The following is a 25,236-nucleotide window of genomic DNA, read 5'->3' as shown; positions in this document are numbered from 1 at the left end:
TACCGCTTCGACCAGCAGCTTGTCTGCAGCTTGCGCGCGCCGTTGCGGCCAGCAGATCGGTCTGCGTGATCAGGCCGAGGATGTGCCTGTTGGAAGACCCTGCCGTCGCTCAAGCAGCCGCCGCCGCAGCGAGGCCGCGCGCCAGATCGGCTTTCAGGTCGTCGACGTCTTCAAGCCCGATCTGCAAGCGGACGAGCGGGCCGTCATAAGGGCCCTTGGCGACGACGCGGTCGCCGAGGAACACCGGCACGGCAAGGCTCTCATAGCCGCCCCAGGAATAGCCAAGGCCGAATATCCTGAGCGCGTCGAGGAAGGCATGCTGCTGTTTCTGGCCGCCGCCAGCAAGGACGATCGAAAAAATGCCGCTCGAGCCGCAGAAGTCGCGCTTCCAGAGAGCGTGATCGGGGTGGCTGGCAAGCGCTGGATGCAGCACGCGCGCCACGCCCGGCTGGCCCTCCAGCCAGCCGGCGATGGCCAGTGCGCTGCGCTGATGGTGGTCGAGGCGCACACCCATGGTGCGCAGGCCGCGCAGCACCTGATAGACATCGTCCGGCCCGGCGCAGCAGCCCATCGTGTAGAACGTCTCGCAAAGCTGTTTCCAGCAGGCCTTGTTGGCCGACGCGGTGCCGAGCAGCACATCGGAATGGCCAGCCGGGTATTTCGTCGCCGCATGGATCGAGATGTCGACGCCGTGGTCGAGCGGGCGGAAGTAGAGCGGCGTCGCCCAGGTGTTATCCATCATGATGATCGCGCCTGCGGCGTGTGCCGCGCTGGCGATGGCCGGTATGTCTTGCACCTCGAACGTGTTGGAGGCCGGCGATTCGGTGAACACGACCCTGGTGTTGGGCTTGATCAGCGCCGCTATACCGGCACCGACATGCGGATCGTAGTACTCGACCTCGACGCCCAGCCGTTTCAGCATCGTGTCGGCGAAATTGCGGGTCGGGTGATAGACGGAATCGACGATCAGGACATGGTCGCCCGCCGACAGGAAGGCGAGCAGCGGCACCGTCACCGCCGCCAGGCCCGAGGGCACCAGGATCGTGCCGGCCGAGCCTTCGAGCGCGTCGATCGCACCGGCAAGCGCGTCGGTGGTCGGCGTGCCGCGCGTGCCGTAGGTGTATTTCTGGCTGCGTGCCGCCATCGTCGCCGCGTTGGGATAGAGCACGGTCGAGGCATGCACGACCGGCGGATTGACGAAGCCGAAATAGTCGTGCGGATTGTTGCCCGAATGGGCAAGCCGCGTGTTGATGCCCATTTCGTTGCCGTCTTTTGCCATTGCGCTTCGCCTCTGATGAAGCGCTAGCCATAGTGCGGCGGCATTGGCCGCGCAACCGTTCGCCACCCGCCAGCCGGCGGACTTTGGATATGCCAATTCATCGCACGACAAGTCAGTCGTGGGCCGTAAATCCGAGCGACGGGTTTTGCCGGCCCAGCCCCCGATTTGCGTTGACCGGGCTTTGCCGGCTTTGTTCGCACGGCTGGCTGGTTTCCAGGCGCGTTTGTCTGCAATTCAGGCATTTGCGGCAATTGGTTTTCAAACTCTTTCGGTTTAGGTCATTTCCCTTGACCTCACTGAAATAATCGCCTTCGATGCAGTTCGTGAATGGGAGGCAGCGCGTCGGTTGCGATGCGGGGTTCCGGGACTGGGCCGGAACCGGAAGCTGCGTTCACACGGAAAAAAGTCAGGTTCGCCTGAAAAAAACAGAAAAGGGTCTGTGGGTTATGAAACACATTGCAATCGGCATTCTGGGCGCCGCCGCGCTTGGGTTGGTGGCCTCGGCCGCGTCGGCGGCCACGCTCGACGACGTCAAGGCCAAGGGCTTCATCCAATGCGGCGTCTCGACCGGTCTGGCCGGCTTCTCGGCGCCGGACGACAAGGGCGACTGGCAAGGCATCGATGCGGATTTCTGCCGCGCTGTCGCGGCCGCCGTTTTCGGCGATGGCACCAAGGTCAAGTTCACGCCGCTCAGCGCCAAGGAACGCTTCACCGCGCTGCAGTCAGGCGAGATCGACATCCTGTCGCGCAACACCACCTGGACCATCAACCGCGATACCGCACTCGGCCTGAACTTCATTGGCGTGACCTATTATGACGGCCAGGGCTTCATGATCAACGCCAAGAAGCTGCCGGGCGTGAATTCCGCGCTGCAGCTTTCCGGCGCGGCGGTTTGCGTGCAGAGCGGCACGACAACCGAGCTCAACCTTGCCGACTATTTCAAGTCGAACAAGATGGAGTACAACCCGGTCGTCTTCGAGAAATTGGAAGAGGTCAACGCCGCCTATGACGCCGGCCGCTGCGATGTCTACACCACCGACCAGTCGGGTCTCTACGGCATCCGCCTGACGCTTGGCGCCCCGGCCGACCACGTTGTGCTGCCTGAGATCATCTCAAAAGAACCGCTTGGACCGGCCGTGCGTCAGGGTGACGACCAGTGGTACCACATCGTCAAGTGGACTTATTTCGCGTTGCTGCAGGCCGAGGAACTCGGCATCACCAAGGCCAATGTCGACGAGATGAAGAACTCGGACAACCCGGAGATCAAGCGCGTGCTCGGAACTGAGCCCGACACCAAGATCGGCACCGATCTCGGTGTCTCCAATGACTGGGTGGTCAACATCGTCAAGGCTGTCGGCAACTATGGCGAAATGTTCGAACGCAATGTCGGTTCGGGCAGCCCGCTGAAGATCGCGCGCGGCATCAACGCATTGTGGACCAAGGGCGGCCTACAATACGCTCCGCCGATCCGCTGATCGAAATGTGATCCGGAAGGCAGCTTTCCTGCCTTCCGGTTTCTCTTTCCAGGGGATGGTTGAATGGCATCGCAGGAAATTCTTCGCGAGGAGCCAAGCCGCGGCTCCTTCATCAACGATCCGAAGGTCCGCGGCATATTCTTCCAGGCGGTGGTCGTCATCGTGCTGGTGGCGTTGGTTTGGTGGATCGTCCAAAACACCATCGACAATCTGACGCGCCTGCGCATTGCATCAGGCTTCGGTTTCCTCAGGGGCCGCGCCGGCTTCGACATTAGTGACAGCGCCATCGCCTACTCGTCGGATTCCACCTATGGCCGCGCCATTCTGGTCGGCTTCATCAACACGCTCATCGTTGCCGTCTCCGGCATCATCACCGCGACCATAATCGGCTTTATCCTCGGCGTCGGCCGACTTTCGCACAACTGGCTGATCCGCAAGATCTGCACGGTCTATGTCGAGGTCTTCCGCAACATCCCGCCGCTGCTGGTCATCTTCTTCTGGTATTCAGGCGTGCTTTCGGTGCTGCCGCCGCCGCGCGAGAGCATCAATTTGCCGTTCAGCTCCTTTCTCAACCAACGTGGCTTTTATTTTCCGCGCGCCGTGTGGGGCGAAGGCTCCTGGCTGATCCTGGTGGCTCTGCTTCTCGGCATCGCCATGGCGTGGTTCGTCGCCCGCAAGGCGCGTCAGCGGCAGATGGCGACCGGCCAGCAATTCCCTGTGTTCTGGACATCGGCGGCTTTGATTATCGGCTTGCCTTTGCTGGCCTATGCGCTGAGCGGCTTCCCGCTGAGCTTCGATTATCCAAAGCAATCGACCTTCAACCTGACCGGCGGCTTTCAGGTCAAGCCGGAGTTCCTGTCTCTCTACCTGGCGCTGTCCTTCTACACGGCCGCCTTCATCGCCGAAATCGTGCGGGCCGGCATCATGGGCGTCAGTAAGGGGCAGACCGAGGCAGCCGGTGCGCTCGGGCTGCGGCCGGGATCGATTCTGCGGCTTGTCGTCATTCCGCAAGCCATGCGCATCGTCATTCCGCCGCTGACCAGCCAGTATCTGAACCTGACTAAGAACTCGTCGCTGGCCATCGCCATCGGCTACCCGGACCTGACGGCGACGACCGGCACGGTGCTGAACCAGACCGGCCAGGCGATCGAGTGCGTGCTGATCATGATGGTGGTCTATCTCGCGCTCAGCCTGTTGACGTCGGCGATCATGAACGTGGTCAACGCCAGAATGGCGCTGGTGGAGAGGTAGCGACATGCAGGAGCACGACCTTTCCTTCGTCCGCGTCGAAATGGCGCTGGCACAGTCGGCGCCAGCAAGTGAGCGCGGTCTGGGCGCCTGGATACGCAAAAACCTGATTGCTTCGACCGGCGACACGATCCTGACCATCATCGGCATCGTGCTGGTCGCGATGATCCTGCCGCAACTGATCAGCTGGGCTTTCATCAACGCCCAATGGACCGGCACCGACCGTACGTTCTGCGCCACGGTGGCGCAGGGAGGCATCCAGCCGGATGGTTGGTCGGGCGCCTGCTGGGCCTTCGTCAACGCCAAATTCGGCCAGTTCATGTTCGGCCGCTATCCGATCGACGAGCGCTGGCGGCCGATCCTGGTCGCCATCCTGTTCGTGACGCTTCTGGTGCCGCTGCTCATCCCGAAGGTGCCGCGCAAGGGGCTGAACGCAATTTTGTTCTTCGGCGCGCTGCCGATCGTTGCTTTCATCCTGCTGGTTGGCGGCGTGTTCGGCCTGCCGCATGTCGAAACCTCGCTATGGGGCGGGCTTCTGGTGACGCTCACCCTGTCCTTCGTCGGCATTGCCGTGTCGCTGCCGATCGGCATTGTGCTGGCGCTGGGGCGGCGATCGAAGATGCCGATCGTCAAGATGCTGTGCGTCATCTTCATCGAGACGGTGCGCGGCATCCCGCTGATCACCGTCCTGTTCATGGCCAGCGTCATGCTGCCGCTGTTCCTGCCGGCCGGCGTCACCTTCGACAAGTTCCTGAGGGCGCTGATCGGTGTCTCGCTGTTTGCCGCTGCCTATATGGCCGAAGTGGTGCGCGGCGGCCTGCAGGCGATCCCCAAGGGCCAGTATGAGGGTGCGGATTCGCTCGGCCTCGGCTACTGGCAGAAGATGGGCCTGATCGTGCTGCCCCAGGCGCTGAAGCTGGTCATTCCCGGCATCGTCAACACCTTCATCGGCATGTTCAAGGACACCAGCCTGGTCTCAATCATCTCGATGTTCGACCTGCTCGGCGTCGTCAAACAGAATTTTTCCGACGCCAACTGGGCAACGCCGCAGACGGCCAGGTCCGGCCTGGTGTTCGCTGCCTTCGTCTTCTGGATGTTCTGTTTCGGCATGTCGCGTTATTCGATGTTCACGGAACGCCGGCTCGATACCAGCTACAAACGCTAAGAACAAAAAAGGGAACCTTCCATGGCCACAGAAAATGCAGTCAGCGCGGAAGAGATCAAGGTCAATGCCGCCAAGATGCAGGTATCCACCACCGACGTCGCCATCGACATCATCGCCATGCACAAATGGTACGGCGAATTCCACGTGCTGAAGGATATCAATCTAAAGGTGATGCGCGGCGAGCGCATCGTCATTTGCGGCCCGTCGGGCTCCGGCAAATCGACGATGATCCGCTGCATCAACCGGCTGGAAGAGCACCAGAAGGGCAAGATCATCGTCGACGGCAAGGAATTGACCAACGATCTCAAGAAGATCGACGAGGTGCGCCGCGAAGTCGGCATGGTGTTCCAGCACTTCAACCTGTTCCCGCATTTGACCATCCTGGAAAACTGCACGCTGGCGCCGATCTGGGTGCGCAAGACGCCGAAGAAGCAGGCCGAGGAAATCGCCATGCACTTCCTCACGCGCGTCAAGATCCCGGAACAGGCCAACAAATATCCCGGCCAGCTTTCCGGCGGCCAGCAGCAGCGCGTCGCCATCGCCCGCTCGTTATGCATGAACCCGCGCATCATGCTGTTCGACGAGCCGACCTCTGCGCTCGATCCCGAAATGATCAAGGAAGTGCTGGAGACAATGGTCGGCCTCGCCGAAGAGGGCATGACCATGCTCTGCGTCACCCACGAGATGGGCTTTGCCCGCAAGGTCGCCAACCGGGTGATCTTCATGGATCAGGGCCAGATCGTCGAGCAGAACACGCCGGCCGAGTTCTTCGACAATCCGCGCCACGAGCGCACAAAACTGTTCCTGTCGCAGATCCTGCACTGATCGCTCTTACGCGAATCAAAAGAGCCCGGCCGAAATCCTGCCGGGCTCTTTTGCGTCTGGGCCTCAGCCGGCGATTGCGCCCCGATTGCGAGGCCGTCCCTCATGAAAAAGCCGTCCCTCGTGAAAAAGCTTGGGCGTTTTCTCGCCATTCTGGTGGTGGCAATCGTGCTTGCCGTGCTTTTGGGCACCTTCATTCCACGGCCGCTCTTGCCGGCGGCCGCCGCCGATCCCGTAGCCACTAGGCACATCCTGGTGCTGAAGGATCCGATCCACACCGATATCGCCATCCCGGTCGATGACAAGGTGCGCAAGCGCTTCCATTTCCTGGTCGATGGCGGCATTCCGGCCGACATGGCTGGGGTCCGCTACATCGTCTTCGGCTGGGGAGGCCGCGCTTTCTATCTGGAGACGCCGACCTGGTCGGAACTAAAGGCGGTGCCGGTGATGAAGGCGCTGACACTGGACGCATCGGTGATGCATGTCGATGTCGCCGGCAACATTGTCGAGCCGCACCCCGACGTCGCTGGCTTCGACATCAGCGAGGAGCGTTTTGCAGCGCTGCTCGACTTCATCACCGCGAGTTTCCAGCAAGGGCCGAACGGTCCCATCCCAGTCGAGAATGCCGCCTATTCCAGGTTCGACCGCTTCTACGAAGTCAACGGCCATTTCAACGCGCTGGTTGGCTGCAACACCTGGACAGCGGCGGCTCTGCGTATCGCCGGCCTGCGGACAGGCTGGTGGAATCCGCTGCCGGCCTCGCTCGACCTGTCGATGCGGATTTATAATTGATGCTTGGCACTAGTGTCCGACGTTTTCCGGCACCTGCCAGCCATAAAGCCAATCGAGATCGGCGGCGAGCCTTTCCGGAGAGCGCAATCTCAGAAACAAGTTGCGCGCGACCGCCACTGGCCCGGAAGCGTGCCAGGCGATACGGTTGACAGCACCGCGGCGGGCGACCTTGGCGATGCGCGGGCGCCGCGCCTTTTCCCAGGCAGCGAGCGCGCCCCAGAGATCGGCGGGCGAGGCGGCGACAAAGCCGGCAAGCGTTGCGGCATCCTCGATCGCCATCGCCGCGCCCTGCGCCGCAAAAGGCGTCATCGCGTGCGCCGCATCGCCGATCAGCGCGATGCCGGCGGGCGTCGTCCATGGCTGTGCCTGGTCGACAGTATGGATCGGCCATGCGGTCCACGGGCCTGCATCCTCGACAAGCCGGGTCAGTGCCGCCGCCGTGCCACGCATCGCGCCGACGAGGATGTTGGGGTCGGCGTGGCCCGACCAGCCCTCGGCGATGATCTCGCCCATGGTGAAGGCGGCCAGATTGAACGCCGTGCCGGTGCGGACCGGATAGGCGACGAGGTGGAAGCCGGGATGCAGGAAGGTGGTCACGCACTTGGCGGCGCCGACCGCCGCAAGCGCTTCTCCCGCAACACTGTCTGCACTGATCGTAGCGCGCCAGGCAAGCTCGCCCGAAAACCGGCTTTTGGCCGCAAACCCGCCAAGAGCACGGATAGCCGACCACACGCCGTCGGCGCCGATCAGCAGAAAGCCGTCGGCTTCGACCGTCTTGCCGGCAATCTCGACTGTTGCCGTGGTACGGCGAGGTCCTGCGGCGACGCCGCCGACGCGCGCGCCGGTGACGAGACTGATGTCCGGCTGTTCGGTAAGGCGCGCCATCAGCGCGTCTTGCAGGTCAGCCCGATGAGCGACGAGATAGGGTGCCTGCCAGCGCCTTTCGGCTTCTTCGCCAAGCGGCACCCGCGCCAGCTCGCGCAGCGTGGCGGCGTCCTTGAGCACGACCGCTTCCGGCCGCACCGCCGCCGACAACAGCCGGTCGAGCACGCCGAGCTGGCGAAGGATGCGCGTTGCGTTGGGTGAGAGCTGGATGCCGGCGCCGGCCGCTTCGAGGCGCGGCGCCTGTTCGAACAGCCGCACCAGATAGCCGCGCTCGGAAAATGCCAGCGCCGCGGTCAGTCCGGCGACGCCGGCTCCGGCGATAACGACCTGCCGGGACCGGGTGTCGTCCATGGGGATGACGTGCGCGTCAGGCGGCCTGGTCGATATAGAGGCATCCGGCAGGCTGCGTTTCCGTCGCCTTCAGCTTTGGCGAATAGCGAAAAAGCGTCGAGCAATAGGGGCAGACCTTTTCATTGTCGTCGCCCATGTCGAGAAACACATGCGGATGGTCGAAAGGCGGGTTGGCGCCGGTGCACATGAATTCCTTGACGCCGATGTCGATCGCCGCATAGCCCGCATCGTTCTGGAAATGGGGAATGGAACCGCCTGCCATCGTCGTCTCCTACATCTGCCGCATGACCCCGGATCATGCGCAAATCAAAATTCCACCGCTTCCTTTGCGCGTCCAAGGGCGCGCCGCGCTGTAGCCTGGATTGCATCTGGATCATAAGCTGTCTCTTTGCAAGATCGATGAAATCAAACTGTCGTAAAAGCCTGTCACAGGATAAGCTAAGCCGGTTAAGGCATGGCCCCGAAAACCGAATTCGGTTCGCTGGGGATCATGCCTAGCTTAAGAGTGGTAGAGCGTCCTTTGCGCGTCCGCAAAGACGCGCGACGCTGTGGCCAGCGGGTGCGAAACGAGCAGGAACCATGAACGAACTAAAGCCGGTGCAGAGCGAATTCACCACTGTCGAGGTGGCGAGCCCCGAGGGCGGCAACCCGGACCGCTTCGTCAACCGCGAGTTTTCCTGGCTGCAATTCAACCGCCGCGTCCTCGAGGAATCACTAAACGCCAACCATCCGTTGCTCGAGCGTGTCCGCTTCCTATCGATTTCGGCCGCCAATCTCGACGAGTTCTTCATGGTCCGCGTCGCCGGTCTCGCCGGCCAGGTTCGCGAAGGCATCACGCTGAAGAGCCCGGACGGCCGCACCCCCGAACAACAGCTCGAACAATTGCTGCGCGAAGTCGAGCGTCTGCAGGAAGATCAGCAGAATAGCCTTTCCGCGCTGATGCGGCTGCTCGACAAGGAAGGCATCGAGAGCATCAGCCGCGATGGGCTGACCAAGGACGAGAAGGCCTGGCTCGAGGATCATTTCCAGGAGCAGGTCTTTCCGGTGCTCACACCACTGTCGATCGACCCGGCGCATCCATTCCCGTTCATTCCCAATCTCGGCTTCTCGATGGCCCTGCAATTGCGCCATCGCAGGAATGGCGAGGAGATGAGCGCGCTGTTGCGTCTGCCGGTGGCGCTGAAACGCTTCATTCGCTTGCCCGACCGCAAGCATCATGTCCGCTTCATTCCGCTGGAAGAGGCGGTCGGCCTCTATATCGGCAAGCTGTTCCCCGGCTACGAAGTCAAGGGCTCCGGCACGTTCCGCATCATCCGCGACAGCGATATCGAGGTCGAGGAGGAGTCCGAGGATCTCGTGCGCCTGTTCGAGACGGCGCTCAAGCGCCGCCGCCGCGGCTCGGTCATCCGCATCGAATTCGATAAGCTGATGCCGGCCGAACTGCGCGAGTTCGTCGCCGGAGAGCTTGGCGTCTCGTCGAGCCGCATCAGTGTGCTCACCGGTCCGCTGGCGCTCAGCCAGATTTCCGAGATCGTCGCCATCGCCCGCGACGACCTCAAGTTCACGCCCTATAATCCGCGCTTTCCCGAGCGCATCCGCGAGCACGGCGGCGACTGTTTCGCCGCCATCCGCGAGAAGGACATCATCGTTCATCACCCCTACGAATCCTTCGACGTGGTGGTGCAGTTCCTGCGCCAGGCGATGGCCGACCCGGAAGTGGTGGCGATCAAGCAAACGCTCTATCGCACTTCGAACGACAGCCCGATCGTGCGCGCTTTGGTCGACGCTGCGGAGGCCGGCAAGTCGGTGACCGCGCTGGTCGAGCTCAAGGCGCGTTTCGACGAGGAAGCCAACATCCGCTGGGCGCGTGACCTCGAGCGCGCCGGCGTTCAGGTCGTGTTCGGCTTCCTCGAACTGAAGACACACGCGAAAATGTCGCTGGTGGTGCGGCGTGAGGACGGCAAGCTGCGCAATTACGTGCATCTCGGCACCGGCAACTACCATCCGGTCACCGCGCGCATCTACACCGACCTGTCGTTCTTCACCACCGATTCGACGATCGCCCGCGATGTCGCCCAGCTGTTCAATTTCATCACCGGCTACGCCGAGCCGACCGATGAGATGCGGCTGGCTATCTCGCCCTTCACGCTGAGAAGCCGGATTCTCAAGCATATTTCAGACGAGATTACCCATGCGCTGGAAGGCCGGCCGGCCCGCATCTGGATGAAGATGAATGCGCTGGTGGATCCGATCATCATCGACGCGCTTTATGACGCCAGTCGCGCCGGCGTCGAGATCGATCTTGTCGTGCGCGGCATCTGCTGTCTGAGGCCCCAGGTGCCGGGCCTGTCGGAAAACATAAGGGTCAAGTCGATCGTCGGCCGCTTCCTCGAACACAGCCGCATCTATTGTTTCGGCAACGGCCATGGACTGCCGTCGGACGGGGCGGTCGTCTACATCTCATCGGCCGATTTGATGCCGCGCAATCTCGACCGTCGCGTCGAAACCATGGTGCCGATCACCAATCCAACGGTGCATGAACAAGTCCTCGGCCAGATCATGCTGGGCAACATCATGGACAACCAGCAAAGTTTCGACGTATTGGCTGACGGAACCTCTCGGCGCGCCACGCTTGAGGAGGGCGAGGAACCGTTCAACGCGCAGGAATATTTCATGACCAATCCGAGCCTTTCCGGACGCGGTGATGCGCTGAAATCGCATGCGCCCAAGCGCATCGCGCAGTTCAAGCGCCGCAAGAAAAACGCCGCAGCGACCGGCTGATGATTTCAACGTCCCAGGGCCGGCTACAGGACCGCCGACCGCTGTCCATCATCGACATCGGGTCGAACTCGATCCGTCTTGTCGTCTATGAGGGGCTGGCGCGCTCGCCGACCACGCTGTTCAACGAAAAGATGCTGGCCGGCCTCGGTCGCGGCATCGTCTCGACCGGAAAGCTCGATCCCGAGGCGGTGACCCGCTCGATGGAGGAGTTTCGGCGTTTCCGCGCGCTGTCCGAGCAGGTCGGCGCCGAGCAAATGTATGTGCTGGCGACCGCCGCCGCCCGCGAGGCGGTCAACGGTCCCGATTTCATCCACCGCGCCGAAGATGTACTCAAGACCGAGGTCCAGGTGCTGAGCGGGCGCCAGGAAGCCCACTATTCCGCGCTTGGCGTCATTTCCGGCTTCCACCCGGCCAACGGCATCGCCGGCGACCTCGGCGGCGGCAGCCTCGAACTGGTCGATGTCGATGGCGAGGCAATCGGCGACGGCATCACGCTGCCGCTGGGCGGCCTGCGTCTGCAGGACATGGCCAAGAACTCACTGGCCCAGGCGGCAAAGATAGCGCGCGACGAACTGGCACGGGCAAAGCTGCTGAAAGGCGGGCAGGGCAGGCCGTTCTATGCGGTCGGCGGCACCTGGCGAAACCTCGCCCGGCTGTACATGGAAATGACCAGCTATCCGCTGAGCGTCATGCACCATTACGAGATCGGCATCGACAGCGCTACGAACTTCCTCAAGCAGGTCGCCAAGGGCGAGATCGAGAAGGTAAGGGGTATCGAGGGCGTCTCAAAGAACCGCCGCTCGCTGCTGCCCTATGGCGCCATCGTGCTGCAGGAGATCATGGCGGCGATGCAGCCGTCCAAGATCGTCGTCTCGGCGCTGGGCGTGCGCGAGGGCTTCCTCTATTCGCTGCTCGACAAAGCCGATCAGAAGGCAGATCCGCTGATCTCGGCCTCGGAGGAACTCGCCCGGCTGCGTTCGCGCTCGGTCACCCACGCGCATGAGCTTGTCGAGTGGACGGGCAAGACCTTCGCCGCCTTCGGCATCGAGGAGACGGTCGACGAGGCGCGTTACCGCCAGGCCGCCTGTCTGCTTGCCGACATCGGCTGGCGCGCACATCCCGAATATCGCGGCAAGCAATCGCTCAACATTATTGCCCACGCCTCCTTCATCGGCGTCGACCATCCCGGCCGCGCCTTCCTGGCGCTGGCCAACGCCTACCGTCATGAGGGCATCTTCAACGAATCGATCGCGCCGGAAATCAAGGCACTGGCGACGCCACGCTATATCGAGCGCGCCCGCGTGCTGGCCGCCGTGATGCGCGTCGTCTATCTGCTGACGGCGGCGATGCCGGGCGTCATGCCGCGGTTGAAATGGGAGAGCCGCGGCAATGGCGTGCTTGCGCTGGTGCTGCCGGCGTCGCTGGCCGACCTTTACGGCGAGCGACCGGCCGGCCGGCTGGCACAGCTGGCGAGGGTCACCAACCGCCGGCTGGTGCTGACGGTCGAGGGCGGCGGGCCGAGCATTTCAGTGAAGTAGGCGGCTGCGTCCTCAACCCAAGCGTGGGGCAGAGATCATGAAGCAAACACGTTGGCTGGCTTTTTGCTGCCTGTTCCTGCTGAGCGTTGCGGCAGCCAGCGCGCAGACGATTTTTACGTTGACCGTCGAGGCCAAGGGCACGTTTGATCTAGATCAAAGTTATCCAAGAGGACAGGACGGCAGATTGTTTAATTTTCACAGGCTTATTGCGAAGGTCAAAAATGGCGAGAAAATAAATTACTTTGTATTCAAACCAAGTGCCGAAATATTCAAATTCTCGAAGTCCATTTCGCGGGATAATCTATTCTCCAGGCTTGAACCGTGTCCGAACGGTGTTGATCGGGCCTTTGCCAATCGGGCGCAGACTATCGGAGGCTCGATCAGGCCCATTTCAGGGCGAGTCGACTTGTTGGCGTATTTGAAGAAAGAGCCGCTAATTCAGTCAGACCGCTACATCTATGTCGCGATAGACAGCAACCTTCGGAACTACGTCAGAAGCGGCAGCGACTTTGGGTCCGAGTGGGTGCCGATGGCAGTCCAAAGGAAGCAACTCTGTCTCTATGTCGGCGTCGGACGGATGGGATATGGCGCTCTTGCCTCGCAACCCGTGAACATAAGCCGTCTTGCTGATTTTGTTTTTGGGACTGAATGATCCTTTCGCGGCGCTAAAGAGCCACGGCCACAGGTGCCTGTCAGGTCCTATCAAGCGCCAATTTCCAAAGTCCGCCCATCGACCGACCACGCGCCGGCACCGGCCATCGCCAGCGCCAGAAAGCCACCTGATAGGGCGATGTCCTTCATCAGCATCTGCTGGTGCATGAAGGCGAGCGTCGGATCGTCGCCGCCCTGGCCATAATGGCCGATGAAGCCGGCCGCGATGCAGAAGGCGGCAAGCAGCAGCGCCACGATCGGCGTCTGCAGGCCGACGAGGATGAGCAACCCGGCGATCAGCTCGAACAGGCCCGTTGCCCAAGCCGCCAGCGTCGGCAGCGGCAGGCCGAGCCCGGCAAAATAGCCTGATGTGCCGGCGATATCGGCAAGCGCGTGGAAGCCGGAAGGGACGAACAGGGCAGCGAGCAGCAGCCGGGAGACGAGAAGCAGCGCATTGCGGAACATCGTCACCCCCTTGCCGGCGCCCGGTCAGGCCCGTGCCGGCTCAGCGAACCTCGCAGGGCTGTCGCTGAAATCGGCAAATCGGCACGCACAGAGACAACGAAAAAGGGGCGCGAAAAATTCCGCGCCCTTTGCTGCACTAGTTATTAGCCTGCGTCAGCCGCGCCTGGCGTCGACCGAATAGGCGCCGGCGCCTGAGGAGGCCAGCACGAGGAAGCCGCCGGCAATCGCCAGGTTCTTCATGAAGCTGATCATCTGCATCTGATCGGCCCAGCCGGTGTGGGCGACCAGCGCCGTGGCAACGGTGAAGATCGCGAGCACCCAGGCGGTGATCCGGGTCTGGAAGCCGACGAGGATGGCGAGACCGCCGAGCAGCTCGATCAGGCCGACGACAATCGCCGTTACGGTCGGCATGGGCAGGCCCATGCTGCCGAAGTAACCGGCGGTGCCGGCGATCGCAGTGAGCTTGCCGAAACCGGAAAGCACGAAAATGACTGAAAGCAGAACGCGGCCAAGCAGGATGGTCGCCGAGGCGTTGGAAACGGTGCCGGAACTGGCAACGGATGTATTCGTAGACATGATGGGCTCTCTCCGGAAGGGTTGCGTTGCCCATCCACATAGAGCAGGGCGACTGTTCACCAAAGATGCAGATTTGGTTACAGATTGTTCACAGCAGTAACGTTTTTGCGATCAGTTCAAAATCATCCCGGATGCGTCATGTCCTCCGGGCGCACCAGGCGGTCGTAGTCGGCCTCGCTGACCAACCCGGTGGCCAGCGCTTCCTCGCGCAAGGTTGTACCCTTCTTGTGCGCGGTCTTGGCGATTTTGGCGGCGTTGTCGTAGCCGATGGTCGGCGCCAGCGCCGTCACCAGCATTAGCGAGCGGTCGAGTGCGGCCTTGATGTTCTCTTCCCGCGCCTCAATACCCACGACGCAATTGTCGGTGAAGGAGATGGAGGCGTCGGCGAGCAGCTGCACCGATTGCAGGAAATTATAGGCCATCAGCGGGTTATAGACGTTGAGCTCGAAATGGCCCTGGCTGCCGGCGAAGGTCAGTGCGGCATTGTTGCCGAACACCTGGATGCAGACCTGCGTCAACGCCTCGCACTGGGTGGGGTTGACCTTGCCCGGCATGATCGATGAACCCGGCTCGTTTTCCGGCAGCGACAGTTCACCAAGGCCGGAGCGCGGGCCGGAGCCGAGCAGACGAATGTCGTTGGCAATCTTGAACAGGGCGCCTGCGCAGGCGTTGATGGCGCCATGCGAAAACACCATGGAATCGTGCGCGGCCAGGGCCTCGAACTTGTTTGGCGCGGTGACGAAGCCGATGCCGGTGATGTCAGCGATTCGCGCCGCCACCTTCTCGGCAAAGCCGATCGGCGCGTTGAGGCCGGTGCCGACGGCCGTGCCGCCTTGCGCCAGTTCCTGCAGGCCGGGCAGCGTCATCTCGATGCGTTTGATCGACGAGGCGACCTGCGCGGCATAGCCTGAGAATTCCTGGCCAAGGGTGAGGGGCGTCGCGTCCTGCGTATGCGTGCGGCCGATCTTGATGATGTGGGCGAAAGCTTTGGTCTTGGCTTCGAGCGCCGCATGCAAATGCTTTAGCGCCGGCAACAGGTCGTGCACGATGCGCTCGGCGCAGGCGATGTGCATGGCCGTCGGATAGGTATCGTTCGACGACTGGCTCATATTGACGTGGTCGTTGGGGTGCACCGGTTTCTTGGAGCCCATGACGCCGCCCAGCAGTTCGATCGCCCGATTAGAGATCACCTCGTTGGCGTTCATGTTGGATTGCGTGCCCGAGCCGGTCTGCCAGACGACCAGCGGGAAATGATCGTCGAGCTTGCCGTCGATGACTTCCTGAGCGGCTTCGACGATCGCCTTGCCGATGGCCGGGTCGAGCCGCTTCAGCTCCATATTGGTTTCGGCCGCCGCCCGCTTGACGATGCCGAGCGCGCGAACGATCGACGCCGGCTGCTTTTCCCAGCCGATCTTGAAATTGCCCAGCGAACGCTGCGCCTGCGCGCCCCAATAACGGTCGGCGGCGACGTCGATGGGACCGAACGTGTCGGTTTCGGTTCTGGTCTCTGGCGCGCTCACTTGTGTCTCCAGTCTGTCGAATTCGGCACCGGCGTATCGCGTTGCACAAATGGCTTCAAGCGGAGATTGCGGACGGCGACGGTGCAAATCGGTTGAAGGAGCGGGGCTCTTCCTTCTCCCCTTGTGGGCGAAGGTGGATCTGCGCGTAGCGCCGAGCCGGATGAGAGGTGTTGGACGGAGCGCCGTCGGTGCCAAGCTGGAACACCCCTCATCCGACCGAGCTTCGCTCGGCCACCTTCTCCCACAGGGGAGAAGGAAGAGGCTCCTCTCTCACCGACCAAGCAGCGACTGTGAGGTTGGAGATAGGCGCAGCGTTTCCGTTGGTCTGGCCAGGCTCGACAGCAATGCCTGCCAGGCCGGCGCAGCGGCAAACGCAGCTTCAACGCCATCGTGGGCGTCCGCGCTGTCGAAGGTGGTGACACTGATGAAGACGTTTTCACCTGATCGCACCGGCAGGCGGGGAAAGCTGTTTTCGGCATGTTCGGTGACAAACGCAGCAAGTGGCCGTGCGCCAAATTCCGCCAGCGTGGGGATGGCGTCGGTTTCGAAGCGGCTGGCGAAGTCGGCCTCGGCGCCGGGCCGCAGATGATGAATCTTGATGACAACACTATCCGACAAGCGATTGTCTCCGCTTGGCTTTTCGTAAGCCGGCACGGCTGTCCGTTGTGAGCCTGTCAGCTGGAAACCCGCGCCCGGCCATGCCGGTTTCAGCAACAGCACGTCGTCGGAGGAAATCATCGTGGCGTTGGCGGCATCGCGCCAGGCCGCCCATACGGGTCCCTCGTAGAAAGCGGTCAGCGCATTTTTCCGCGCTTCCATACCGTCGAAGCCGCGCAGCCAGACGAACATGTCAGGCCGGTCGAGATCGCGGAACTGACCGATGATCGTCATCCCCGCCGCTTCCTGACCCTCGATCAGGTGACCGTCGAACATGTCGATCAGCGTGTCGCGCCGGCCAGGTTTCAGTGTGTATTGCCTGAGCTCGACGACCGGCGAGGCGTTGAGGCTGGATTTCGACGGGGCATTCGGGGGCAGGCTCATCGCACAATCTCCAAAACAGGGTGTTCATCCTGTTTTATAAACAGATCGGTTGTCCTGTTTTGTCAATCTGCTATCGTATGGGAATGTCAGCAGAGATGACCGCTCGCCTGAAGATGCGGCCCGGGAAACGCACCAACGACCCGGACGGCCTGCGCAAGCGCGTGCTCGATGTCGCCGAAGCCTCCTTTCAGGCGCGCGGCTACCACGCTTCCAGCCTCGGCGACCTGATGGCGGCGGCGGGCGTCACCGGCGGCGCGCTGCATCATCATTTCCCGACCAAGAAGGCGCTGGCGCTGGCGGTGATCGAGGAGCGGGTCTCCGCGGCCGTCGAAGAAACATGGATCGCGCCGGTGCAGGCGGCAGGCTCGGCGCGCGAGGGCGTGCGCAGCGTGTTCGAGGCCGTGGCGGCGGAACTGGAGCAACAGGGTTTCGTGCGCGGCTGCCCGCTCAACAATCTGGCGCATGAACTGTCGCTGGCCGATGCGGATTTTCGCGCTGCCCTTGCCGGCATCTTTTCGGCATGGCGCCAGGCAATCGCCGACAAGGTTCGGGCCGACCAGCAGGCGGGCAGGGAGCAGGACACCGATCCGCAGCGATTCGCCGCGCTTGCGGTCGCGACCTATTCCGGCGCCATGTCGATGGCCAAGACGACGCAGGATTCTGGTGTGCTGCGCGATTGCCTGAACGCGCTGGAGCAGGGAGCTTCCCCAGTTTCGTCATCCAAGGGCGGAGCAGGAGCGAAGCGACGTCGCAGGGTGCTGCGGCAGTACAAAGCCTTTTGATGCCGGAGCGCCAGTCGCCCTCTGCCCTACCGGGACTTAATTCGGCAGCGGTTTGATCACCTCGTAGCCGACCACGCTTTCGCCGCTGGTGCCCTCGTCATAGCGCCTGGCCAGAACGGCCTGCAGGTCGGGCGCGTACAGCGCGGTGAATTCATCCTGTGTCTTGCCGGCCTCGTTCTTGATCGTCTGCCGGACGGCGAGCACGTTGTATTTGCAGTCGCCCAGGCTGAAGGTCTCCTTGCCCTTGACGTTGATCTCGAGCGTCTCGGTGCCCTTCGGTTGTTTGTTTGCTGCGAGACGGACGAATATCGTCTTGCTCTTCGCTCCGGCCTTGAGCGGAAACAGCTTTCTGAGATCGGAAAACGGGATCATGGCAAGCTGGCCGGTCTCGCTGTCGCGAAACACCTCGATCAGGCCGCCGAACAGAAACTGCGTCTGCGGCGATTGGGATTGGTATTCGTTGGCAACCGACACCATTCCAGCCGCCGCCGGTCGAAACTCGCTGTGGATGCCGGGCCTTTCGAGAATGAAGCCGGCCTTGGCGGCTTTGGCGTCGATGCACTCGGCACCATGAGCGGCGCTCGCCAGGATGGTGAGTGCCGTGCCGATAGATATAGTCTTCATAGCGTCCTCGTCTGCCCGGCAAGTTGAGTCCTGACACTGAAGGAATGCCAGACCTGCGGCACCGTGTCGACATACCGTTCGAGCCAACTGGACGAAGAGGCGCCGGCTGTGCTGAATCTCGCGTCATGAATCGCATCTCGGCAGGATCACTCTCCCGGCGCAGCTTCCTGGCACAGGCGGCAGCGTTTGCTGCAGCCGGCGCCCTTGTGCGACCAGCGCTCGGAGGGACCGGGCAGGGCATTCCGCCTGTCGACGCCACCTTCCTGTTCGTCGCCGATGTCCATGCCTGCCGCATGGCCAGCGGGCTGAGTCCCAATTGTCAGCAGGAAGGCAAGACCGACGCCGCCTTGCTGCGCAGTGTCGCCGCGTTGAACGCCATCGGCGAGAAGGACTGGCCGGCCGAAATCAACGGCATCGCCACCGGACTGCGCTCGGCCGGCAGCCGCATCGGCACGCCGCTCGGCCTCGTCGTCGGCGGCGACATGACCGACAACGGCGGCGGCCAGGTCACCCAGCCCAGCGAAGGCACGCAGCTGCTCCAGTTCAGCCAGCGTTACCAGCAGGGCGTCAGTCCCGATCGCGTACATATGCCGGTCTATGTCGGGCTCGGCAACCATGATCTCGACCAGAACGGCCCGCCGCAGCACGTCGACTGGTACCGCCGCGAAATGCGCGATTATGTCGAGGTCAACCATCGTGCCGGCGTGTTCTTCAAGCCGCCGGTGCCGGCCACCAGTTACGATGTCGACACCGACTGCTACTCATGGGACTGGGGCGGCCTGCATCTCGTCCAGACGCACCGTTTTGCCGGCGACGCCGGCCACGGCGCGGTATCCAGCCTACCATGGCTGGTGCAGGATCTGGCGACCTATGCAGCGGATCGCCGCCCCGTCATCCTGTACCAGCACTATGGCTGGGATGTTTTTTCGACCGAACGGTGGAATGCCGCCAAAAGCACCTTCGACGATGCCGGTAGCGGTCCGCCGCATTGGTGGAGCGAGGCGGATCGGCAGGCGCTGCTGGCGGCGCTGAAGGGCTACAACGTCATCGGCATATTCCATGGCCACCAGCACGAGACACCAATGATCTACCGCCGCGACGGGCTCGACCTGTTCAAGCCGAAGGCCGCCTATATGGGCGGCTTCGCGCTGGCGCGAGTGACCAGCGACAGCATGGACGTTGTGCTTGGCGAAGCCACCGGCGACAACGGCGAGGTCGCTTTCACCAACGCTTTCTCCAAGCGTCTTAGTTTCTAGCCGGCGGCCGAGCCGCCTTTTTCTTGACCCGCCGGGCGATCTGGCGAAGGCAGGTCTGGAGACGCCGTTCGAGACGGCTCTGTGCCGACCGGGCCCGGCTGGCACATCACCAATCCTGCGAAAGCAGGCCTCGATCAGCGGCGCGCGTCAACTAAATCGTCATCAGGCCATCCGAACAGGAACGCTGAACACGAGCTGCAGTTGACAAGAGGAGAGGATCGGCATAATAGGTAACCAAATGGATACGTATTATGCCGCAGGCTGACCATGACCGTTCCGTTTTCCGGGCCATCGCCGACCCGACCCGACGCGCCATCCTCGACCGATTGCGCCTGGGGCCGGCGCCAGTCAACGAACTGGCCTCGGCCTTTTCGCAGAGCCGGCCGGCGATCTCCAAGCATCTGCGGGTCCTGCGTGAGCTGCGCGTCGTCTCAGAGCAGAAGATCGGCCGCGAGCGGCTCTACCGGTTGGAGCCGGCCGAGCTCAAGGACGTGGCCGACTGGATCTTGCCCTATCGCGATTTCTGGCAGGCGAGCCTCGGCAATCTGAAATCCTATCTGGAGAGCGAATGATGACCAGCAACGACAGACCGCGCGCGATCGCAGACGTTTCGTCGGGCACCATCCTTGCCACTGTGACGATCGCAGTGCCGCCGGAGCGCGTGTTTCACGCGCTGACCGCTGAAGACCAGATCCCGCTCTGGTGGGGTTCGGACGAACAGTACCGAACGACCAGACATATCGCAGACGTGCGGCCGGGCGGCGCTTGGCGTTCGGAAGGCAAGGGCGCCGACGGCGAGGAATTCCATGTCCAGGGTGAGTATCTGGAGGTCGACCCGCCGCACAGGCTGGTGATGACGTGGAAGGCGCCGTGGGACGGCGACAATGTTACTACCGTCGTATACATGCTCGAAGCGGTCGAGGCAGGAACCCGGCTGACCCTGCGCCATCAAGGTTTTGGCGCGCGCAAGGAGTCGTGCCGCGCCCACGGCTCCGGCTGGGAGCACGTGCTCGGTTGGCTGGGCGATTTCCTCACCAGCGAGGGGCACGGCAAGCCACCGGCCGTGTTCCACTGCAGGCTCATACCGCCACGGTCCGATTTCGCCTTCACGATGACCGCTGCGGAAGAGGCGCTGATGAAGCAGCATTCGGACTATCTGCACCGCAAACTCGCCGAGGGCAGGGTGCTTTTGTTCGGACCGGTCGCCGATCCAGCCGGGCCATGGGGCCTTGGCATCGTGCGCGCCGAAGACGAACAGGGCGCCAGGGAACTGACCGAAGCTGACCCGACGGTGCGCTCCGGGCTGGGCTTCCGCTACGAGATCCTGCCGTTGATCACCGCGGTGACGTGAGCGCAGTTCCTCCGACGCATGCAAGAACGCCCCTCGTGCTTCTGCGCGGGGGGCGTCCTGTTGTCGTCAGCCTTTCTCAAGATCGCTCTTTCAAAATAACTTTCGACACATGCAAAATGCACGAGAGCCAAAACGGTTCCCGCATGTCGGTGTGATTTTGCAGTCGGGCTCCGTCGATTCCGCGCAGACAGCGGCAGCGAGATATTACCGGGCGGCAAAAGCAAAAATTGACACGGTGGCAAAAGAAGTTTAAAAGCAATTCGTCGATATTTGTTTGACCGACTTTTGTTATCCGCGTGTCCAGGCGCGCTTTTGACGAACTTCCCCCATCAAAATCGAGACAAACGCTGTTGCGCATTCGCATGACGGCGAACGAATATTTGCCACGGAAAGGGTTCGTTATGAGCACAGGCACAGTTAAATGGTTCAACGCCACCAAGGGTTTTGGTTTTATTCAGCCTGACGACGGCTCGGCCGACGTATTTGTCCACGTCTCGGCCGTAGAACGCGCCGGAATGCGCGACATCGTCGAGGGCCAGAAGCTCGGCTACGAGATGGTCCGCGACAACAAGTCGGGCAAGATGTCCGCCGATCAGTTGAAGGCGGCCTAAAACGGAATTCAGCTTCGCCGGTGACCACGGATGTACTGGTACCGGTGAACGGCGAATTCCAGCGCATGACCCGGGAAGCATCACTTTCCAGAAAGGATCATGCGCAAATGAGAAAGTGTCAGCGGGTTCAACTGGACGCGCGGCGCTTCAGCGGGAGGTCAGGCAATGCCTGGCCTTTTGCATTTCGCGCATCAAAAATTGGAAAAGAGCACCGCGCTTTCGCTTGAACGTGTTAAGGACGCTCAGCAATTTGAATCCGACTGCCGTATTGCTTTGTGCGTGGTCCTGGTCGAAAGACCGGTCTCGCCTCTTTGCGGCATCATGCTCCGAACCGGGAGAAAGACCTTGACCGCCACTTCAAAGAAACCCCGCGACCAGGCCGAATCCATCTTCAGCAAGGCCCAGACCCAGTCCATGTCGCTCAACCGCATCATTTCCGAACAGGATGCTGTCAGCGAGGCCCGGGAAGCCAAGACCGCGCGGCTGCGCGAACTGCGCCTGGAAAAGGAAGCCGACGAGATGGCTGCGGCCGCCGCGCTCGCAGCCTCGCCGAAGCGCGTGGGCAAACGCTGATGGCCACCAAGCGCGTCCCGCAAAAGGCGATCGCCGCCGATTCGACCATCGCCGATGTCGTGGGAGAGCTCGACAAGCCGGTCGAATATGTCCGCCGCGTGCTCGAGAAGCTGGAGCGCTGCAAGCGCGCCCATGGCGATGCCCAGGTCAGGCTCGGCGTGCGTGGCCGCTCCGAATGCCCGAACTATCTGATCGAGTATGTCCGCGAAAATGCCAAGACCCACGAGCGCGTCACCCATCAGGATGCCGCCTATAGTGGCAGCACGCATCGCGAGCTGGCGCCCCGGCACATCGAGGAGACCAGGAACTGGTCGCCCGAGGAAATGAACATCACGGCGGTCTCGGCGCTGATCGGCCGCCTTCGTAACCCGAATGCGCCATCATCGCGTTTCTCCGACGAGGATTGATATGGCCATAAAATTTTCCGCCAAGGATCAGCCGGCGGCATCCGGTGCCACCGCAAAGCTGGCCAAGCCGGCCTCCGCGCCGAAAGCCGACGTTACCGCCGAGGCCGCGACCGATCTGTTCAAGTCGCCGGCGGAAGCGGCGGCGCGCAAGACCAGGAAAAAGAAATAGCGCCTTGCCGCGAAACGCCGATCTGAATCCGGTTGCGTCAGGGCTGCTTGCCTTGGCGAGCGCCGGAGATTTTTTGCCTCTGGAGGAGCGCGCCGCCCCTCTCTTCGACTGCCAGAGCTGCGGCGCCTGCTGTTCCTATTCATCCGAATGGCCCCGCTTCTCGACCGAGGACGACGCGCAGCTCGACCTGATCCCGCGAGACTATGTGGCCGTCGACGAATCGGGCATGCGCTGTGACGGCATGCGTTGCTCGGCGCTTGCCGGCGAGGTCGGCAAGTCGACCGCCTGCGGCATCTACGAGGTCCGACCGGACGTCTGCCGCGCCTGCATGCCTGGTGGCGACGATTGCCTGATGGCGCGTCGCAGCAATGGCCTGCCGACGCTGTAGGGTCTTGCCTTTTTGGAAGCTTGAGTTCCTCGCCACCACTCTAGTGGGGGAGGTGGCCGAAGCGGTCGGAGGGGGCTTTCAGGAAACGCGACCCTTCGAACAAGGTGCTTGAGCGCAGGCTCGCGCTATTCCCCCCTCTCCGTCTCGGCTTCGCCGAGACACCTCTCCCCATAAGGATGGGGGCGAGGAGCCGCCAATCGCCACGGCTTGTGCACACTGATCTTGCTGGCTACCTTGCCGACGGGCAGGGCACAGGAGGATCATCCGTGAGCATCGAATTCTTGTTGACCTCGCTGATTGTCGTGGCTTCGCCCGGCACTGGCGTTCTCTATACCCTGAGCGCCGGGCTTTCGCGTGGCGCGCGCGCCAGCATCATCGCTGCTTTCGGCTGCACGCTCGGCATCATTCCGCATATGGCGGCCGCCATCACCGGTCTGGCGGCGCTGCTGCACACCAGCGCACTCGCCTTCGAGATGCTGAAATATCTGGGCGTCGCCTACCTGCTCTACATGGCGTGGAACACGCTGAAAGAGAGCGGCAGCTTGAGCGTCGGGCACGCTGCCGCGCCGCGCTCGGCCGGCAAGGTGATTACCTCAGGCATCCTCATCAATATCCTCAACCCGAAGCTGTCGATCTTCTTCTTCGCCTTCCTGCCGCAGTTCGTCAGCACCACCGAACCGCATGCCCTGTCGAAGATGCTGGAGCTCAGCACCGTCTTCATGCTTTTGACCTTCGTCATCTTTGTCGGCTACGGCATCTTCGCCGCCTCGATCCGCAGCCATGTCGTGTCGCGGCCGATAGTGCTGACCTGGATGCGCCGCACCTTCGCCGGCGCCTTCGTCGCGCTCGGCGCAAAACTGCCGCTGACCGAGCGGTAGCACCCGTTGGCTACCCCTTGACGTATCCCATCGCCTCGACGATCTGCCCGTCCGCTATGCGCATCAGATTGACGCCACGGATGGAGTTGCCGTCGGCACGCCAGTAACGCCAGCGGATTGTCGCCCGATCACCGGCGACGAACGTCTCTTCAATATCGAAGCGCGTGCCGGGTTCGCTGGCGATCGCCGACCATAGGCCGACGCACGCCTCCCGGCCGGAATGGCGGGCGCCATCCGGCGCCGGCACGGTATTTTCGATGACGCAGTCCTCGGCCACCAGGCCCGGGAGTGGCGACGGATCATGATTTTGGAACACGTCGTTGAAGCGCCGCATGATCTCGGCCGTCCGTCTGGGTTGGTCGTCTGGATGGACGACCATGATGCCATTCTGTTCCATCTCGGTACCTCCTGATTTCATGTTTCCGCAGCGGCGGCCGTGACGAGGTCGGCCTTGAGCGTGATATCCGCCACGCCTGCCAAAGCGCGCGAGACGAGGCATGTCGTCTTCGCGGATTGGGCAAGTCGCTGGAATTCCTCGGGCGCCAGGCCCGGGATCTCGGTTTCCGTTTCAAGCTCGATGCGGGTGATCGTCGGTCCGGCCGTGCTGGTGCCGAGATGCACCTTGGCGACGGTGTGGATCCGTACGGGGACATGTCCGCCGCTGCCCAGTATTGCGCTCAGCGCCATTGAAAAGCAGCCGGCATGCGCCGCCGCAATCAGTTCCTCCGGATTCGTGCCGGGACCGTTTTCGAAGCGCGACGGGAAGGAATAGGCGCCTTCGAAGACGCCGCTGCCAAGCCGCAGGCGGCCCGAACCTTCTTTTAACGACCCCTGCCATTGGGCCTCTGCTTCACGGATGGTCATTTTATCGTTCTCCTCTTACATGAATGCCGTCACGATATATAGACTGATCTACATATTATGTAAACCGATTGTCATATCTAGTGCAAGATCTATAGTGCCGACTCCTGACAGAGATTGACATGGCCAACGATACCCGTACCCGCATGATGGAAGCGACGGCGCTGCTGCTGAGGCAGCGCGGCTATCACGGTACTTCGCTCAACGACATTTTGAGCGCCTCCGGTGCGCCACGAGGATCGCTCTATTTTCATTTTCCGGGCGGCAAGGACCAACTGGTCATCGAGGTGACGCGCGACAGCATCGCCAAGGTGACCGAGCAGCTTACCGAAGCACTGGCCGCAGAGCACGATCCGGCGGTGGCCGTCCACCATATCTATCAGTCGGTCGCGCGCATGCTGGAGGACAACCAGTTCACGCTTGGCTGCCCAATCGCGCCTGTCGTGCTGGACTCGCCGACGCCGGAGCTGGCCGAACTGTGCCGGTCGGCTTTCGAGCAATGGATAGGCTTGCTGCAGGCGGCCTTCGTCAGGGCAGGGGTGCCCGAGCGCCGCGCCCGCGCTCTGGCGCTGCTTGTCGAATCATCGCTGGAAGGGCTGATGGTGATCGCGCGCGCCAGCCGCGACCGCGCCCCGGTGCTGGCGGTGGCCGATGAGGTCGCCGCGCTGATAGAAGGTGCCTTGCCTGCCAAAGAGGTCGCGGTAACGGCGGGCTGATATTTTATGGCCTTCATCGCATCGAAGCCGG

The 25,236-nt window shown here is 62.3% G+C and carries 29 protein-coding genes; 19 read left to right on the top strand and 10 right to left on the bottom strand.

Annotated elements, in window-relative coordinates; genetic code table 11:
• Positions 1-109 precede the first annotated feature (109 nt).
• The gene (locus tag ACWTU8_RS26115) at positions 110-1,279 is read right to left on the bottom strand and encodes a cystathionine beta-lyase (protein WP_455850426.1); all 1,170 of its coding nucleotides are present in this window, start codon (positions 1,277-1,279) and stop codon (positions 110-112) included.
• Between the two features lie 446 nt (positions 1,280-1,725).
• On the opposite strand from ACWTU8_RS26115, the gene ACWTU8_RS26110 reads away from it, so the two are divergent.
• The 5 genes from ACWTU8_RS26110 to ACWTU8_RS26090 all read left to right on the top strand — a co-directional run bounded on the left by ACWTU8_RS26110 (position 1,726) and on the right by ACWTU8_RS26090 (position 6,781).
• Positions 1,726-2,754, top strand: a complete 1,029-nt coding sequence (locus ACWTU8_RS26110; RefSeq protein WP_127209546.1) for an amino acid ABC transporter substrate-binding protein — start codon at positions 1,726-1,728, stop codon at positions 2,752-2,754.
• Positions 2,755-2,817: 63 nt separating this feature from the next.
• Positions 2,818-4,005, top strand: a complete 1,188-nt coding sequence (locus ACWTU8_RS26105; protein ID WP_029354257.1) for an amino acid ABC transporter permease — start codon at positions 2,818-2,820, stop codon at positions 4,003-4,005.
• Positions 4,006-4,009: 4 nt separating this feature from the next.
• Positions 4,010-5,167, top strand: coding sequence for an amino acid ABC transporter permease (locus ACWTU8_RS26100; RefSeq protein ID WP_455850425.1), 1,158 nt, complete (start codon positions 4,010-4,012; stop codon positions 5,165-5,167).
• Between the two features lie 21 nt (positions 5,168-5,188).
• Positions 5,189-5,992, top strand: a complete 804-nt coding sequence (locus ACWTU8_RS26095; protein WP_065008990.1) for an amino acid ABC transporter ATP-binding protein — start codon at positions 5,189-5,191, stop codon at positions 5,990-5,992.
• Positions 5,993-6,094: 102 nt separating this feature from the next.
• The gene (locus tag ACWTU8_RS26090; RefSeq protein WP_455850424.1) at positions 6,095-6,781 is read left to right on the top strand and encodes a TIGR02117 family protein; all 687 of its coding nucleotides are present in this window, start codon (positions 6,095-6,097) and stop codon (positions 6,779-6,781) included.
• A gap of 9 nt (positions 6,782-6,790) precedes the next feature.
• Here the strand turns inward: ACWTU8_RS26090 and ACWTU8_RS26085 are convergent, their stop codons facing one another.
• A complete protein-coding gene (locus tag ACWTU8_RS26085; RefSeq protein ID WP_455850423.1) occupies positions 6,791-8,017 on the bottom strand; it encodes an FAD-dependent monooxygenase in 1,227 nt (408 codons plus the stop codon).
• A gap of 16 nt (positions 8,018-8,033) precedes the next feature.
• Positions 8,034-8,279 carry a zinc-finger domain-containing protein gene (locus tag ACWTU8_RS26080; protein ID WP_254026757.1) on the bottom strand — a complete coding sequence of 82 codons (246 nt, stop codon included), beginning with the start codon at positions 8,277-8,279 and terminating at the stop codon, positions 8,034-8,036.
• Between the two features lie 317 nt (positions 8,280-8,596).
• On the opposite strand from ACWTU8_RS26080, the gene ACWTU8_RS26075 reads away from it, so the two are divergent.
• From ACWTU8_RS26075 to ACWTU8_RS26065, 3 genes are read left to right on the top strand one after another with little or no spacing between them, the layout of a single operon-like run.
• Positions 8,597-10,798 carry an RNA degradosome polyphosphate kinase gene (locus ACWTU8_RS26075; RefSeq protein ID WP_455850422.1) on the top strand — a complete coding sequence of 734 codons (2,202 nt, stop codon included), beginning with the start codon at positions 8,597-8,599 and terminating at the stop codon, positions 10,796-10,798.
• Positions 10,798-12,336, top strand: a complete 1,539-nt coding sequence (gene ppx / locus ACWTU8_RS26070) for an exopolyphosphatase (RefSeq protein ID WP_455850421.1) — start codon at positions 10,798-10,800, stop codon at positions 12,334-12,336. The genes ACWTU8_RS26075 and ppx overlap by 1 nt, the downstream gene beginning before the upstream one ends.
• A gap of 37 nt (positions 12,337-12,373) precedes the next feature.
• Positions 12,374-12,988: a hypothetical protein gene (locus tag ACWTU8_RS26065; protein WP_455850420.1), complete on the top strand. Its 615-nt coding sequence runs from the start codon at positions 12,374-12,376 to the stop codon at positions 12,986-12,988.
• 50 nt (positions 12,989-13,038) lie between these two features.
• Here the strand turns inward: ACWTU8_RS26065 and ACWTU8_RS26060 are convergent, their stop codons facing one another.
• The 4 genes from ACWTU8_RS26060 to ACWTU8_RS26045 form a co-directional block, all read right to left on the bottom strand.
• Positions 13,039-13,452 carry a DoxX family protein gene (locus ACWTU8_RS26060; RefSeq protein WP_455850419.1) on the bottom strand — a complete coding sequence of 138 codons (414 nt, stop codon included), beginning with the start codon at positions 13,450-13,452 and terminating at the stop codon, positions 13,039-13,041.
• Between the two features lie 153 nt (positions 13,453-13,605).
• Positions 13,606-14,028, bottom strand: coding sequence for a DoxX family protein (locus ACWTU8_RS26055; RefSeq protein ID WP_455850418.1), 423 nt, complete (start codon positions 14,026-14,028; stop codon positions 13,606-13,608).
• Between the two features lie 122 nt (positions 14,029-14,150).
• Positions 14,151-15,548 carry a class II fumarate hydratase gene (fumC, locus tag ACWTU8_RS26050; protein WP_455850417.1) on the bottom strand — a complete coding sequence of 466 codons (1,398 nt, stop codon included), beginning with the start codon at positions 15,546-15,548 and terminating at the stop codon, positions 14,151-14,153.
• A 270-nt stretch (positions 15,549-15,818) separates the two neighbouring features.
• Positions 15,819-16,589, bottom strand: coding sequence for an NIPSNAP family protein (locus tag ACWTU8_RS26045; protein WP_455850416.1), 771 nt, complete (start codon positions 16,587-16,589; stop codon positions 15,819-15,821).
• Between the two features lie 95 nt (positions 16,590-16,684).
• Here ACWTU8_RS26045 and ACWTU8_RS26040 point away from each other — a divergent pair, with 95 nt between their 5' ends.
• Entirely contained in the window at positions 16,685-17,371 is a 687-nt protein-coding gene (locus ACWTU8_RS26040; RefSeq protein ID WP_455850415.1) for a TetR/AcrR family transcriptional regulator, read from the top strand.
• A 36-nt stretch (positions 17,372-17,407) separates the two neighbouring features.
• Here the strand turns inward: ACWTU8_RS26040 and ACWTU8_RS26035 are convergent, their stop codons facing one another.
• Positions 17,408-17,995 carry a hypothetical protein gene (locus ACWTU8_RS26035; protein WP_287340219.1) on the bottom strand — a complete coding sequence of 196 codons (588 nt, stop codon included), beginning with the start codon at positions 17,993-17,995 and terminating at the stop codon, positions 17,408-17,410.
• 125 nt (positions 17,996-18,120) lie between these two features.
• On the opposite strand from ACWTU8_RS26035, the gene ACWTU8_RS26030 reads away from it, so the two are divergent.
• The 9 genes from ACWTU8_RS26030 to ACWTU8_RS25990 all read left to right on the top strand — a co-directional run bounded on the left by ACWTU8_RS26030 (position 18,121) and on the right by ACWTU8_RS25990 (position 23,628).
• Positions 18,121-19,251 (top strand): metallophosphoesterase, encoded by a 1,131-nt coding sequence (locus tag ACWTU8_RS26030; protein ID WP_455850414.1) that lies wholly within the window; start codon positions 18,121-18,123, stop codon positions 19,249-19,251.
• A gap of 251 nt (positions 19,252-19,502) precedes the next feature.
• Positions 19,503-19,823, top strand: coding sequence for an ArsR/SmtB family transcription factor (locus tag ACWTU8_RS26025; protein ID WP_095519476.1), 321 nt, complete (start codon positions 19,503-19,505; stop codon positions 19,821-19,823).
• Entirely contained in the window at positions 19,820-20,602 is a 783-nt protein-coding gene (locus ACWTU8_RS26020; protein ID WP_455850413.1) for an SRPBCC domain-containing protein, read from the top strand. The genes ACWTU8_RS26025 and ACWTU8_RS26020 overlap by 4 nt, the downstream gene beginning before the upstream one ends.
• A 401-nt stretch (positions 20,603-21,003) precedes the next feature.
• Positions 21,004-21,213: a cold-shock protein gene (locus ACWTU8_RS26015; RefSeq protein ID WP_455850412.1), complete on the top strand. Its 210-nt coding sequence runs from the start codon at positions 21,004-21,006 to the stop codon at positions 21,211-21,213.
• A 345-nt stretch (positions 21,214-21,558) separates the two neighbouring features.
• Positions 21,559-21,786: a hypothetical protein gene (locus tag ACWTU8_RS26010; protein ID WP_455841501.1), complete on the top strand. Its 228-nt coding sequence runs from the start codon at positions 21,559-21,561 to the stop codon at positions 21,784-21,786.
• On the top strand, positions 21,786-22,193 hold the full coding sequence (locus tag ACWTU8_RS26005; protein WP_455841478.1) for a hypothetical protein: 408 nt from the start codon (positions 21,786-21,788) through the stop codon (positions 22,191-22,193). The genes ACWTU8_RS26010 and ACWTU8_RS26005 overlap by 1 nt, the downstream gene beginning before the upstream one ends.
• A gap of 1 nt (position 22,194) precedes the next feature.
• Positions 22,195-22,362: a hypothetical protein gene (locus tag ACWTU8_RS26000; RefSeq protein ID WP_455850411.1), complete on the top strand. Its 168-nt coding sequence runs from the start codon at positions 22,195-22,197 to the stop codon at positions 22,360-22,362.
• Positions 22,363-22,366: 4 nt separating this feature from the next.
• Positions 22,367-22,750, top strand: coding sequence for a YkgJ family cysteine cluster protein (locus ACWTU8_RS25995; protein WP_455850410.1), 384 nt, complete (start codon positions 22,367-22,369; stop codon positions 22,748-22,750).
• A gap of 266 nt (positions 22,751-23,016) precedes the next feature.
• A complete protein-coding gene (locus ACWTU8_RS25990; protein ID WP_455850409.1) occupies positions 23,017-23,628 on the top strand; it encodes a LysE family translocator in 612 nt (203 codons plus the stop codon).
• Positions 23,629-23,638: 10 nt separating this feature from the next.
• Here the strand turns inward: ACWTU8_RS25990 and ACWTU8_RS25985 are convergent, their stop codons facing one another.
• Positions 23,639-24,025 carry a nuclear transport factor 2 family protein gene (locus tag ACWTU8_RS25985; RefSeq protein ID WP_455850408.1) on the bottom strand — a complete coding sequence of 129 codons (387 nt, stop codon included), beginning with the start codon at positions 24,023-24,025 and terminating at the stop codon, positions 23,639-23,641.
• Positions 24,026-24,042: 17 nt separating this feature from the next.
• A complete protein-coding gene (locus tag ACWTU8_RS25980) occupies positions 24,043-24,492 on the bottom strand; it encodes an OsmC family protein (protein WP_455850407.1) in 450 nt (149 codons plus the stop codon).
• A 119-nt stretch (positions 24,493-24,611) separates the two neighbouring features.
• Between ACWTU8_RS25980 and ACWTU8_RS25975 the strand changes: the two genes are divergently transcribed.
• Positions 24,612-25,205 carry a TetR/AcrR family transcriptional regulator gene (locus ACWTU8_RS25975; RefSeq protein WP_455850406.1) on the top strand — a complete coding sequence of 198 codons (594 nt, stop codon included), beginning with the start codon at positions 24,612-24,614 and terminating at the stop codon, positions 25,203-25,205.
• Positions 25,206-25,236 lie beyond the last annotated feature (31 nt).

Source organism: Mesorhizobium sp. BHbdii (assembly GCF_053848045.1).
This window is presented reverse-complemented; position numbering and strand designations above follow the sequence as displayed.